Annotated in this window: 10 protein-coding genes; 7 read left to right on the top strand and 3 right to left on the bottom strand. The window is 54.0% G+C overall.

The genetic code is table 11. The features are described 5' to 3' along the window. Positions 1–2: 2 nt before the first annotated feature. The 4 genes from EYC82_RS04950 (at position 3) to EYC82_RS04935 (ending at position 3,604) form a co-directional block, all read left to right on the top strand. On the top strand, positions 3–1,913 hold the full coding sequence (locus tag EYC82_RS04950) for a coiled-coil domain-containing protein (RefSeq protein WP_279248435.1): 1,911 nt from the start codon (positions 3–5) through the stop codon (positions 1,911–1,913). Next, positions 1,913–2,542, top strand: coding sequence for an OmpA family protein (locus EYC82_RS04945; RefSeq protein WP_279248434.1), 630 nt, complete (start codon positions 1,913–1,915; stop codon positions 2,540–2,542). The genes EYC82_RS04950 and EYC82_RS04945 overlap by 1 nt, the downstream gene beginning before the upstream one ends. Before the next feature lie 19 nt (positions 2,543–2,561). Beyond that, positions 2,562–3,182 (top strand): DUF2894 domain-containing protein, encoded by a 621-nt coding sequence (locus EYC82_RS04940; RefSeq protein WP_279248433.1) that lies wholly within the window; start codon positions 2,562–2,564, stop codon positions 3,180–3,182. A 113-nt stretch (positions 3,183–3,295) separates the two neighbouring features. After that, positions 3,296–3,604: a putative signal transducing protein gene (locus EYC82_RS04935; protein ID WP_279248432.1), complete on the top strand. Its 309-nt coding sequence runs from the start codon at positions 3,296–3,298 to the stop codon at positions 3,602–3,604. A gap of 357 nt (positions 3,605–3,961) precedes the next feature. On the opposite strand, the gene EYC82_RS04930 is transcribed toward EYC82_RS04935, so the two are convergent. Then, positions 3,962–4,741, bottom strand: coding sequence for a hypothetical protein (locus EYC82_RS04930; RefSeq protein WP_279248431.1), 780 nt, complete (start codon positions 4,739–4,741; stop codon positions 3,962–3,964). Between the two features lie 204 nt (positions 4,742–4,945). On the opposite strand from EYC82_RS04930, the gene EYC82_RS04925 reads away from it, so the two are divergent. Continuing rightward, entirely contained in the window at positions 4,946–6,196 is a 1,251-nt protein-coding gene (locus tag EYC82_RS04925) for a phytanoyl-CoA dioxygenase family protein (RefSeq protein WP_279248430.1), read from the top strand. A 5-nt stretch (positions 6,197–6,201) separates the two neighbouring features. Here the strand turns inward: EYC82_RS04925 and EYC82_RS04920 are convergent, their stop codons facing one another. Further along, positions 6,202–8,226, bottom strand: coding sequence for an oxidoreductase (locus EYC82_RS04920; protein WP_279248429.1), 2,025 nt, complete (start codon positions 8,224–8,226; stop codon positions 6,202–6,204). Positions 8,227–8,460: 234 nt separating this feature from the next. Here EYC82_RS04920 and EYC82_RS04915 point away from each other — a divergent pair, with 234 nt between their 5' ends. Further along, a complete protein-coding gene (locus EYC82_RS04915; protein ID WP_279248428.1) occupies positions 8,461–9,936 on the top strand; it encodes a YciI family protein in 1,476 nt (491 codons plus the stop codon). Then, positions 9,933–11,570, top strand: a complete 1,638-nt coding sequence (locus tag EYC82_RS04910; protein ID WP_279248427.1) for a YciI family protein — start codon at positions 9,933–9,935, stop codon at positions 11,568–11,570. Before EYC82_RS04915 ends, EYC82_RS04910 begins: the two co-directional genes overlap by 4 nt. Before the next feature lie 7 nt (positions 11,571–11,577). Here the strand turns inward: EYC82_RS04910 and EYC82_RS04905 are convergent, their stop codons facing one another. Beyond that, positions 11,578–12,576: a hypothetical protein gene (locus EYC82_RS04905; RefSeq protein ID WP_279248426.1), complete on the bottom strand. Its 999-nt coding sequence runs from the start codon at positions 12,574–12,576 to the stop codon at positions 11,578–11,580. Positions 12,577–12,813 lie beyond the last annotated feature (237 nt).

The following is a 12,813-nucleotide window of genomic DNA, read 5'->3' as shown; positions in this document are numbered from 1 at the left end:
TAATGAACAGACTTCTCTTTAGCGTAGCATTTCTTCTCGGCGCGGGCGCCATTACTTGGGTTGCCGCAGGATTTCTCGGTAAAGATACGTTGGCGTTAGCGGTGACGGTGATAATTGGACTGGTGTTTGTGCTGGGGGTATCCGAATTGCTGCAGTTCAGGCGCGAAACTGCCAGCCTGGTGAAGGGTCTCGATCGTGCAAGCGCAGAGGAGGGCTTGCCAGCCTGGCTTGCACGGCTGCATCCGTCCCTTCGCGCTGCCGTTCGGTTACGGATAGAAGGGGAGCCCGTGGGCCTTCCCGCGCCCGTATTTGCGCCATACCTGGTGGGCCTCCTGGTCATGCTCGGTTTATTGGGAACCTTTGTTGGTATGGTCGTAACACTGGAGGGCGCCGTGCTGGCGCTCACTGGCAGCGCGGACCTCGCGGCTGTTCGCAATGGACTGGCGGCACCAATTGAAGGGCTGGGGCTGGCGTTTGGAACCTCGGTCGCAGGTGTGGCGGCATCCGCAGCGCTGGGTCTTGGCGCGACGCTAAGCCGGCGTGAGCGTATTTTGGCCACACGGCAGTTGGATGCTGTTATTGCCAGTACGTGGCGAAAGCATTCACTGGTGCACAGCCGGCAGGAGACCTACAAAGCAATGCAAAACCAGGCAGAGGCGCTGCCGCAACTGGTGGCACAGCTGTCCGCGATGGGGCGACACCTGGAGGTCTTGGGTACCACATTGAACACCACCTTGGTGCACAATCAGGAATCGTTCTTACAGTCAGCGGGAGAGGACTTCACAGCGCTGGCCGATACCGTCGACAAGTCGTTGCGGCAGGGCTTGGCCCAGGGTGCAAGGCTGGCAGGTGAGGGCATTGCTCCGGTGCTGCGCAAGACGTTTACGCAGCTCTCAGAGGAAGCGAAAGCCACGCAGCAATCGCTGGCTGATGGACTGGCCTCGCAAGTAGCTGCCGTGGGTGAGCAACTCGATATGAGCAGCGCGCGTATTAGCGAGACCCTCAGTAACACGCTGTCGGAACAGCGTAACGTGAGTGAAGCGCTACTGACGGCGCGGGTAGAAGGTGAAGAGGTATGGGCCCGTGAGCAGGGAGAACGTATAGAACAACTGAGTGAAACGCTATCGGAAAAACTGGAGGCATTACATGTCGCAGAGGCGCAGCGTGGTGAAGGCCTGGTAAAGCAGCAGCAGCTATTTTTCACCGAACTGTCAGCACAGCTTGAAGCACTCAGCCGGGCTGAGGCGAGCCGCGGCGACGCGGCAGTTGAGCGGCTCGCAAATCTGGAAATTGTGGTGACTGAACAACTGGGTCATCTCGGAGCTGGACTGGAAGTGCCTGTGAGTCGATTACTTGAGACGGCAGCGGAGGGGCCAAAAGCCGCGACAGAATTGCTTGTGAGTCTGCAAGAAGCGATGGGCAATACGCTGGCGCGGGACAACGGTCTGTTGGGGGAGCGGTTGCAAGTAATGGAGCAACTGAGTGGGCTGGTTGAATCGTTACAGTCGAATTCTCTGCAGCAACAGGAGGCCGTAGTTGAACTTGCGGCGAGCTCGCACAGTGTGCTCAAAGACATGGGCGAGAGTTTGGGTGTGCGGGTGGAGAGCGAGGTCGCCAGGGTCTCGGCTGTTGCCGTCGATGTAGCGGCTAGTGCGACGGAGGTGGCCAGCTTTGGGAGTGCGGTAGGGGCAGCGGTAGAACAGTTCGCTCTTGCAAACGATAAACTGATAAATAATCTTGGTCGCATTGAGCAGGGTTTGGAAGGGGCGAGTGCGCGCAGCAACGAGCAGATGGGCTATTACGTCGCTCAGGCCCGGGAGATCATCGACCAAAGCATGTTATCGCAAAGAGAAATTATTGACGAGCTGCGCAGGGTCGGGACGCCCGATCTGTTTGCCGCCGAGGCAAGCTAGTGGACGAGTTGCAAACAGAGTTATCCGAGGAGACTCCGGTTTGGGCGGTTTTCGGCGATCTTATGTCAGCACTACTCGGCGTGTTTGTGCTCATTCTGGTGTGGGTGGTTGGTTACCAGTTGCAGTTGAGCGCTTCGCTGGACGAAGAAATTGTGCGTCGTGAACAGGCAGAGCAGCGGCGTGAAGCGCTGGAGGTAGCCCTGGCAGATCCGCTTGCTATGGGGCGGATCACCGTGAATGAGGGTCGTATCGGTATCAGTGGCTCCGTGCTGTTTGATTTGAATTCGAATGTGCTGCAGGCAGACGGGCAGACACTGCTGGCCAGCTTGGTGAGACCTCTCAAAACGTATCTGGGTAGCCGTCGCGAATTGCTTATGATCAGTGGCTTTACCGATGACTTGCCTATCCAGCGCGGTAACCTGCAGTTCGAGGACAACTGGGAGCTTTCGGCACAGCGTGCCCTGACGGTTACACGGGCGTTGATCGAAGCAGGTATGCCAGCAGACCTGGTATTCGCTGCCGCCTTTGGTGACAGCCAGCCGGTGGCAGATAACCAGAATGGCAAAGGTCGGGCCTTGAACCGTCGTGTAGAGATTGCCCCTGTGCCGAGGTCGTCCGGCGATGGTTAAGGCTTTATGGATAGACGATATGGAATCGGAGCTGTCTGATTGGTCTGCTGCAGGAAGCGGTACGTTAGCTGCAACTCGGCGCAGGCAGCTTTTGTATATTTTGAAGCGTGCTCGCGTTAGTGGCGGTGCTGTGCAAAATGCGCTGCGGGAGCGTGCGGAGGCCCTGCTGCAGATTTGTCGCGAGGGAGCATTACGGGAGGATGCGCTGGCGGCATCAATGTCAGCGGCACATCCTCTCCGGCCGGCCATGGATGTCGCGGAACTGACTGCGCGGCTCGATGGCCTCGAAGTCGGCAATTCTGCCGAGTTCGATGATGTGTTGCAGCAGCAGGAGCTGAATCTGATGGAGGGCTTCGCGGCTGTGGATAACCTCGCGCAGCCGCCGGGCCGCATGCCGGAACTCAAAGCCATGCGCTATGTGCGCACCGCGCTCACTGAATTTGGTGCCCAACGTCGCGTAGCGCAGGCCAGTCGTGAAATCCATGACGAGTCGGGTCCGTTGAATCCGCAGAAACTTGTTACAGATTCTTTGCACTTGATGGGGCAATTATCACCGGCTTATTTGGAGCGTTTCATTGCGTATTCGGACACGCTACTGTGGCTTGATGCTGCTGGAAAATCCCGCTCCAGGGGGCAGTGATTGTTGCATGGACGACAGGGTGGTGCAGGCATGGCGGAGCAGTGCAGTGTGCCAAATGCCTCTTAGGCAGTTACTCTGTAAGTTAGCAGGTCGTGCCGAAAGGTAGGTGATTGATGAAATTGGTGTATACGCACCCTAACTTGGCAATAGTGGTTCAAGCCGCCAGCTTACTGCGGCATGCTGGAATCGACAGCGAATTGCGCAATGAATATGCGTCAGGGGCGATAGGGGAAATTGCCCCTATCAATGCTTGGCCGGAGCTATGGGTGTCGCGGGAGCGCGCTGTGGATCAAGCGCTGGAGATTGTAGAGGCCATGCAGCGGCCGGTAGATTGCCCGGACTGGAATTGCGGTCAATGCGAGACCAACAACCCGGCTACGTTTGACACCTGCTGGCATTGCGGCGAGGATATTGCTCACTAGGTGACGCCGAACGGGTAAGCTTTTTAAGCGCAGAGTACGCGCATCTTGGTGGTCACAGCAGGCCTTGAATACGCTGATAACCACGTCGTGGTACATCGCCTACTCGCTGTTGCGAGGGGTGACTTCTGCAGGCTTGAAACAGACCAGCAGCCAGGCTGCAAAAATACCTGTAGCAAAGAGTGCGATTGCAAATATCATCATGCAGTACTTCTATCTGACGTGACGGCGTCAGTCTATAAAGCCAACGCGTTTTGCTCCACGACTTTCAGCGTCAAATCCATCCCTATCCCCGCCACTTGGGGGGCGTCTATTGGGTGCAGATGCGTTTAGACAATGCATGGTATCGGTCTAGGATGCTCAATCGACCGAAGCGCAAATGGCCCACGTCTGGCCGCGCACGCTGAAATTTTGTCCGTTACTTCTATAGCGCACCTGCCAACCTTCCCCATTGTTCAGTGGGAGGCTACTGTCCAGAAACCAGTTGGGGTCCAAGGCAGTGGCCCCGCCGCCCAGCACTTTTTTATCGCTAGGACACTCGACCTGGCCCACGGCGACTGAACTGTTAGCCGCGGCAAAACCGTTGGATACCAGTTGATAACCGGGCACTCCCGCTCGGGGGAAAAAGTATCCCTGTACGTCTACCACGACGTGCTCATCCGTGTCCCGTGCCAGAATGCCCAACGTTCCGCCATCGGGGCAGTCTGTTTCGTTGGCGTTACAGAGGGTGGCGATCGTCGTGTTACCGATTATCTGGCCTGCATTGAAGTTGACGGTCGCACCGGCACCTCTGGCCGGGGGAGGCAAATCTGAGGGGTAGGCGCTAAGGATCCCGTTTCCGGTGGATGATTCCGCTGGGACGGCGACAATGTAGGCGGCGAGAGCCACTGGCTGCTCACCACTCGCTGCCCTGGGGTTGGGGCAATCAGCGCCTCCCTGGTTGCCCAAGACGTTATCTGAGCTTTGCACAAAGAAGTCTCGGGATGTATTTGCCAGCATTACCCCCATTGCTGAATTGCGAGTGTCGATAATACGGCAGGGTTCGACTGGGATGTAAACGGACGCTTCCTGCGGAGAATTCTGCCCCCACGTTGTACTACACGCCGCGAATACGAAAACAGCGAGGAAACTTCGGATCATAATGATTGTCCTGTTGACGGTAGTGCTGGTTTGTTCTCGAAATCACGGTGACTTGCGCCGCAATCGTTGCAGCCCACATGTTAGATTGGCCGGCGCGAATATTCCAGCTTAGTGCGGTTCTGTTAAGATATGGTGTGGCATACTGGTCGTAACATTGTAAAAGCAGGACGCACTCAAAGGGGTCGGTGATGGGAAGCAAGCATCATGAATAACGAAGCGACCCTGAATCGAGACATATTCGACGAATCTGCTTACGCTGGCTACTATGCGGATGTCCACAGGGCGCTGGAGGCAGGGTGGATTGAAAGCGCATGGTGGCACTATGAGCACTACGGTCGCGCAGAAGGCCGTCGCGCCTTCATTGTAGATTACCATTTTGATGACGCCTATTACCTCAGGGCTTACCCTGTTGTCCTGCGGGAGATAGAGTCAGGCCTGGCGGCAGGCCCCCGGGATCACTACCTGCGTATTGGTAAGGCAAGGGGCTTCCTGCCGCATTACCTGGGCAAGCGCTCGGACGATGCGGCGTTGCTGCAATCACCCTTTGGCGGCCTATGGCCTGATTTGGCCAATGGGGCAGATGTGCTGGCAGGTAAGCTCGAAACCGGCCAGTTAACACCTCAGCAGTGCGAACTGGTGCAACATTGGATGCAGAATGGCTATGTGATCATGGCAGGCGCAATATCCGAGTCGCTGGTGGATAGGGTCGTGGCAGATATGGATCGAGCCTATGCGGGCGACATGCCGATGCTGCGCTTTGAGTGTCACGCGCTTGATGAGGAAGGGCTGGTATCGTGGCAGCCAGGGGTCCAGACGCACGCCGCTAAAGCGATTGATATGCATCATTTTTCTCCCGCGGCACGAGAAATGATGTTTGCGGATGGAATCAGTGAGTTTCTGGGGCTAATTTTTGAAAGTAAGGCCTTCGCCTCCCAGTCGCTGGGTTTTATGCGCGGTTCGGGACAGGAGGGGCATCAGGATTCAGCCTACGTTCCCTATACGATTCCCCGGCAGTTCGCGGCCAGTTGGATCGCCCTGGAGGATGTGACTATCGGCGCGGGAGAACTATTCTATTACCCCGGCAGCCATCAGTTTCCTGATTTTTTATACAACGGACGTTTCAAGAGTATTGTTGAGGCGGAGCGATCTGGCTTTACGGTAGACAGGATTGAGGTGGAGCAGCACGTGGCCAGTTTGCAGCGCCGTGTAAAGCACACGGGACTGAAAAAACAGGTGCTCGAGGCAAAAAAAGGTGACGTCCTGATTTGGCATGCAGATCTTGTGCATGGTGGAAACCCTGTGTCGTGCGACACAACACGAAAAAGTTTTGTAACGCATTATTGCCCCAAACGAATAGCTCCCCTTTTCAGTGAGCATATGAGCACTGATCTCTACGATCATGATGGCCATATTCTTACAACGCAACATTATGCCAAGGCAGATTTCCAAGAGTAGGGTGCCTACCAGTGATTCTGGCCGAGCCCAGTAATCGCTTCTGCGGCATCCCGGGTGGCGCCGGCTATCAATCCCACTCCACAGCAGTCACCTATTGCCTTGACACGAAACCCCGCACCCCGTATCGCCTCGCACAGACTTGTATCCGGTATGGGTTCTCCTGTAACCAAAACAGTATCGGTAAACAGTTCTCGTCGTGTTCCGTTGCCCGAGAGTATAACAATACCGGACGATTTTATTCGCTCTATGTCTACTCGTGTATTAACCGTCACTTGCAGGCGATCAAGTCGATCCATGTGCTCTGCGCGTCTTTTTTTCCCCACTTCTGGCGCGATCTTTGTCCCGGAGTCAAGCAAGTGAACTCGTCGTTTTCGGTGAGCAAGAAACTCTGCAAGTTCTACCGCTGCAAGGTCAGCACCGACAATCGCAACTCGTTTTCCGATGGGCATCCACAGCTTGCTCGTCGCTCGGAGCCATCTCGGGCGAAGCAAGGCCTGGACAAATGCCGGTGCGTCGAGCATACGCTGCCGCAGTTGTGCACCAGTCATTACTCCGGGTGAATTCATGCCGGGTATGGCTGATGTCGCTATTTTTGCCCCGGTGGCTACGATGACGGCATCCGGAACGAGTTGGCTGATGGACTCTACGCTGGCGGGTGTTCCCAGTTGAAGTTGTATGGGTAATCGGTTCATCTGTGACTTCAGGTAATCGAGAAAAGCCTCGTTAGCGGCGTGTACGGTCGATGCCAGCAGCAGCGAACCCCCGAGGTGTCGCTGCTGCTCCACTAGCGTGACGCGGTAGCCCGATGCAGCGGCCTGTCGCGCAGCTTCCATGCCTGCAGGGCCGCCGCCTATCACGACCAGATGGAAGGGTGAGGCTGTCGGCGCAGGCATAGACGCTAGTGAATGCTCGCGGCCTGACAAGGGGTTTACGGCGCAGCGTAAGTCATCGTGGGTCTGCATTGAGTCAATGCAGCCTTCGCATGATATGCAGGGTCTTATGTCTCCTGTCCGCCCGCTCGCAACCTTATTGGGTAGTTCCGGATCGGCGAGGAGAGGGCGTGCCATAGCCACAAGGTCAGCCTGTCCGTTACGAATTATCGACTCCGCCAGGTCGGGGTCGTGAATGCGTCCCACCGCCATGACAGGCACATTGACTACATTGCGGATGGACTCCGCATTAGCCGCATTCAATGCTGGCCCCGCCTCTGTGCGGCTTACCATTTGGGTCACCAGGGCATCGCTGATGCCGCCGCTGACTCGGAAGCATTTCACACCCGCCTCGACCAGAGTTGGGGCGATGGCCTGCGTATCATCGAGGCTACGCCCCCCCGGCGCTCGTTCGTAGCCGGAAATACTCAGTGTTACTGGAAAATCAACTCCGGCGCGGGCACTAATTTGCTCCAGCACTTCTACCATAAAGCGTGTGCGTGTCTCGAGCCGAAAAGCCGAGTAGTCGTCGGTCCGCTTGTTTCTTAATGGTGACAGGAAAGATCCCAGCAGGTTGTAGCAATGCGCCGCGTGCAGTTCGATACCGTCGTAACCGGCTTCCCGCGCGCGCCTGGCGGCTTCGCCATACTGTATGGCAATATCCGCTAGCTCGTCTGCCTTCAGTTCACGTGAATGCCAGCCCCATACGGGCGCCACGGCGACGGACGGCCCAACAGGTTGATCGCCGCCGAACATTAAGGCAACGCTCTCGGGCCCCGTATGGCTGATCTGCGGCTGTACTTTTGCACCGTGTTGGTGAACGGCTTCGACGAGCCGGCGGTGCTTGTCGATGAAGCGATCCTCTCCCAGCGTCATGGAACGGTGCATATAGGGGTGTTTTACATCAACGGTGACTAATTCCAGCGTGATCAATCCTACGCCGCCGCGGGCGCGGGCCTCGAAATGGCCGATCAGTCGCTCGCTCGGTGTCTGATCGTCATTGCAGTAAGCCGTGGTCATAGGAGACATCACCATACGGTTTTTAAGGCGCATTGTCCCAATGTCGATAGGAGAGAGTAGTTTGGAAAAGCGATCACTCATAACGATTTCACTGTTTGTGCGCTTCTAGGTTGGCGTGACGGAGAATTGAGAGGGAATAATACCCCATGCTGAACAATTTCGTACCTGGCGAGGACAGTAAGCTCGCAGACCTGATTTGGCGCATGGGTAACTGCATAGTAGACTCACGTAACAGTTTTCCTTTACTTTTTTAGCCAAAAGATGGGGAAACGAACCCACTGGTGATGGATAGTGCCGGGGTGCAGAGGAATATCAATGAAACAACTGTATTTACATATTGGCCTCGGCAAGACCGGATCGTCCGCGTTGCAGTCCTGGTTGTCGCTGAATGCAGAATTAATTGCTCGACAAGGTATTGATTACGCCGACATCGTACCAGAGGTGAAATTTGGAGAGAGTTTGTCCGGAAACGGTATCGCGTTGCATCACGCTTGTGTTGATCAGGATTTTGACCGCATCGAAGAGTTATTGACCTCCACTTATTTTTTTACTCCAGGCAATACAGTGGCTATCGTCAGCTGCGAACTGCTGCAAGGCTTAAGTCTCCCGAAGATCGAGACAATAAAGGATATCTGTAACAGAAACGCTATTGAAGTGACGATCGTCGCTTACGTCAGGAGTGTCTACGAATGGCTCTACTCTACTTATGTACAATTCGTGAAGCGGGCATCTCATACACACAGTTTTGGTGCGAAAAGTGAAGATCTGGATTTCGCAGCATTTCACGACAGCCTTGTTCGTTATTTTGAGGTATTTGGCGAGCGGGTGAATGTCCTGAATTACGATTCTGCGAAAAAAGATATTTATTCCTCTTTCGCCGGAGTAACGGGTATCGCAACAGATGCCCTTAAACCGCTAAACATGAGGGTAAACCGCAGTCTTTCCTTTAAGGAGGTGGAGGTTCTGCGGCGGATCAACGCGCTGCACAACGGCGCATTTTCTACGCAGATCTCTAATTTTGTGATTTCACAAGCTCCCGATATAAGGTCGCCTGTCTATTACGATGCCGCACTCGTAGAGCGTGTAAGAGAGGATTCAGAGGTGGCGGTGCAATGGATTAACAACCAGTTCGCACTGCAGCCACCGTTGGTGGCCGATAATTTTTCGCAGGCCCCCAGTACTGCAGTGGCTGTGCCGGGCAAAGCAGACTATGAGCAGATTCTGGAATGGGCGCGGGCATTCGAGCCTGGGGAAGCGCAGCAGCAGGATTTCGTGGATTTTTTGAAGAGTTTTGCTGTGGTGATCGTAAAATACGCTGACGGCGAAGTATTGCCATTGATCGAGCGCGCATGCACGATGCAGTCAGCTGTTGACCAGCGCGACATTGAGGAGGAACCGCCGATAATCGCTCGTGTGCCCCTTTTGCCACGATTCCTGGTGAGCTATTTCCATGATGTCAATTCGGCTGAGATTCATTCTGAAGACTCATCGTTCGTGGATCGTTTTCATGTATGGCTGGACCTGATAGCGCCATGTGCGGTCGGTAATACGATCAATCCACTGGAAGACAAGCGCGTTCTGGATGGCGCGTTGCGGAAACAGGCGGGCGATAGGCCGCCAATGTCGGGTTATTCGATTATCGAAGCCGAGGATATTGACACGGTCATTGCGCTTGCAGAGAAATGTCCTCTTCTCACTATTGGGGGTGTGCTGGAGGTATCTCATGTAATTCAGCTACACCAAGGGTATGCTACAAAACGTGTGGAATCAGAGGGTGGAGCAGCAGGTTGAAAGTTATTGTCCATATCGGCACTGAGAAAACGGGTACCTCCTCGATACAGTTGTTTCTTAACAAGAACCGGAGCGCGCTGCGATCCAATGGTTACCATTATTTGCAGAGTGCGGGTACGCATAACCACTGGGCGCTCCCGTTATATTGCTCTGATGGGCCCCGCTTTAACGATTTCTACCGCTTGCAGTCTATGGAGACGGGTCAGCAGCTGGAGTCTTTCAAGCGTGACTTCATAAAACGTTTTGATGATGAGCTAAAGTCATTACCCCGGACTATCCATACGGTAATTATTTCCAGTGAGCATTTTCATTCGCGCCTGCGTGAAGATAGCGAAATGCAAAAGCTTAAGATACTACTGGGTCAGTATTTCGATGAGGTGCGTATTCTTTGCTACTTGCGCGAACAAGCGGATACGTGCGAATCCTGGTATTCCACCAGTATGAAGTCGGGCGCAACGTATTCGTTTCACGAATTTCTACGCCGCTGCAAACCGCAGACGTATTACTTCAATTATTATGAGGTGTTGCAAAATTGGGCGCGATTCTTTGGTCGTGAGGCGGTTCAAGCCGCTGTGTTCGACCGGAGTCGTTTTTTCGATGAAAATCTGCTCGCAGATTTCGCTTTCAGGATCGATCCTGAGATTGTTGCTAAATTGGATACGACTATCCGTAGCGTAAACGAGTCGCTCATGCCCATGGGGCAGGCTCTGAGTCGGGCGTTAAATATGCAATTCCCTGCCGACGAAATCGATGATCCTGATAAGGTAGTTTTGCAAGCATGTCGGGACGTTATCGCTCAAAAGATGACCGGCAAGGGTCAACAGATAGCGTTCGAACGACGCGAGGCTATCTATGAAAGTTTTTCTGAAAGCAACGAAAAACTGCGATGCGAATATTTTCCTACGAGTGATACTTTGTTCGCCCCTCCAGAGCGGTCAGGAGAGGCAGTAACACCTATTGATAGAGGGCTGCTGCCGGTACTTAACAGTTTGTTCAAGGTGCTCGATGCAGATAAAAAGCACTCATTTTCCGCAGCAGATTATCAAGACTTCTGGCGGGCAATTGTTGTCAGTGTGCGAGATGTCGTCGAGGTTGCGGAGGAGGTGCTGAGCGGTGGTGTCGAGGTTGTTATGAGCGAAGACGACGGGCGTTTGTTGCGTCGTGCTGCAATGCTAGTGGAGTGGACTGATACCTCAACAGCTTTTCGACTTATGACTCTGGCCCACGCTGTGTCACCAGATTTGCCAGGTATTCGGGTGAAGTTGCAGAGTTACAGTGAAAAACAGGCAGAAGAACAGGAACAGGGTGGGCCGGTCGATCAGGCTTTCATAATTCTTTTGCGCGGGAGCAGTGATCAGGGAGTGGTTCGCGACATCACCCCGGAGACGAGTCAACGGCTCTCTGAGTGGATGCGTTCTCTGAATGTTCCGAGTGGTACACACAGAGTACTTCCTCTGAGCGAAATCATGACGTCTGCATCTAGTGACAGGACGGCGAGGAATAATGAGCCGGCTGTGGAGTCATATTCGTTATTCAAGGCCCGTTCGACGCAAGAGGCGGTAGCGATTGCGGAGACCTGCCCCCACCTTGAGGGAGGTGGATCTGTTGAGTTATTTAAAGTAGAAAAATTTTAGTAGGCTTTCAGGTGTCTCGGAGCAGCCGGCGATAACTCTCAGGACTGCCGCCGTTTTTCCAAAAACCGATGATGCCCTTTTCTACGAAACGCTTGTATAGCTCTGCTGAGTCTTTGTCGATATGGGGCCTGATCCATTCGTCTTGTAAGCACGCGTTAAACGATTCGATAAAATCAACATTGGTATCTGTGGCGTTTTTGTGCAGCGCCCGTGGCTGTTTTCCGAATAGCGCTTTTTGGAACTCGTTCTGTTCGCTGACGTGCGCAATATAGATGCCGTGATTACAGATGCCTGACCAGACAGCGTCCGGGTCAGTGTTGTCATCCAGCGCAAGGTAGGAGGCCAGCGAGGCCTTGTTGGCTGAGAGGATTTTCGAAACCAGTACCCTGGGGTCTGATTTAAGCAAAACATTGAACTCCTCAATCGTGCAGTTGAATAAATCTAGTAGTTCTTGGGAGTCTCGCCTGTTCTGATTGGCGAGTGTGTGGAACACGCGGTAATTGACCAGGCTACGCAGCATTGCTACGGGCTCGCGTACCGTGCTGAATATCAGGTCGGGCGCTCCGCGGTAAAGTGGAGCGAGTTCTTTTGCCCGCTGGTGTCCGAGTATGAATAAGTAGCGGGGGTTCGTTGCAACCATAAAGGCAACGAGTACCCTGAGGTATGTAGACCTTTGGCTGTTGTCCTGCTGGTGGACTTCGTCACGCGAACCAATATCCTTTAAGACGCCTCTGCGGTATGCAGAGGACACCATAAATTGGACGGATTGTTGGATCGTTCCTGGCGATGTTAAAGGAATGGGGGCAACGCCGTAGCTCTCCACGAGGTTCTGTCTTATCGACGTTCCGCCGCACTTCGGGATATGTACAAAAAATATTCGCTTTAGCCCGGGATACAGGGACATGAGGCCAAAGTAGTTTTTTTCGCCTATGTCCTTTTTACTGATCCATCGCAGCTCAGACCTTACCTGCCGCTCGATACAGCAGGCATAAGATTTTCGAGCCATCGGCCCCATTTTACCGAGTAGCCTAGCGAAGACTTTTCCCAGATCGGCTAATGGCCGAATTCTGTATCTGGCATAAAGATGGGCCTTTTCTCTTATGGTTTTCAGATGTTGACGCATAGTCTGTTGTAAGGCCGTTATGACACAGTGTTCGGGCGCGACGAAAAAGGCAGCACAGCTTTGACGGGAGTCAATATTGCACTTAGATGAAGGTAACGTCCACTCCATTAAACTATGCTG

Origin of the sequence: Candidatus Marimicrobium litorale, from assembly GCF_026262645.1 — a bacterium.
In the GTDB taxonomy this organism is placed as follows: Bacteria; Pseudomonadota; Gammaproteobacteria; order Pseudomonadales; family Halieaceae; genus Marimicrobium; species Marimicrobium litorale.
Note: the sequence above shows the minus strand (reverse complement) of the source record. Positions and strands in the feature narration are given on the sequence as shown.

Excerpts from the sequence above, each read along its gene's own strand:
- EYC82_RS04950 (WP_279248435.1), top strand. The coding sequence starts at position 3 with ATGAACAGACTTCTCTTTAGCGTAGCATTTCTTCTCGGCGCGGGCGCC.
- EYC82_RS04940 (WP_279248433.1), top strand. The coding sequence starts at position 2,562 with ATGGAATCGGAGCTGTCTGATTGGTCTGCTGCAGGAAGCGGTACGTTA.
- EYC82_RS04935 (WP_279248432.1), top strand. The coding sequence starts at position 3,296 with ATGAAATTGGTGTATACGCACCCTAACTTGGCAATAGTGGTTCAAGCC.
- EYC82_RS04930 (WP_279248431.1), bottom strand. The coding sequence starts at position 4,741 with ATGATCCGAAGTTTCCTCGCTGTTTTCGTATTCGCGGCGTGTAGTACA.
- EYC82_RS04925 (WP_279248430.1), top strand. The coding sequence starts at position 4,946 with ATGAATAACGAAGCGACCCTGAATCGAGACATATTCGACGAATCTGCT.
- EYC82_RS04920 (WP_279248429.1), bottom strand. The coding sequence starts at position 8,226 with ATGAGTGATCGCTTTTCCAAACTACTCTCTCCTATCGACATTGGGACA.
- EYC82_RS04915 (WP_279248428.1), top strand. The coding sequence starts at position 8,461 with ATGAAACAACTGTATTTACATATTGGCCTCGGCAAGACCGGATCGTCC.
- EYC82_RS04905 (WP_279248426.1), bottom strand. The coding sequence starts at position 12,576 with ATGGCTCGAAAATCTTATGCCTGCTGTATCGAGCGGCAGGTAAGGTCT.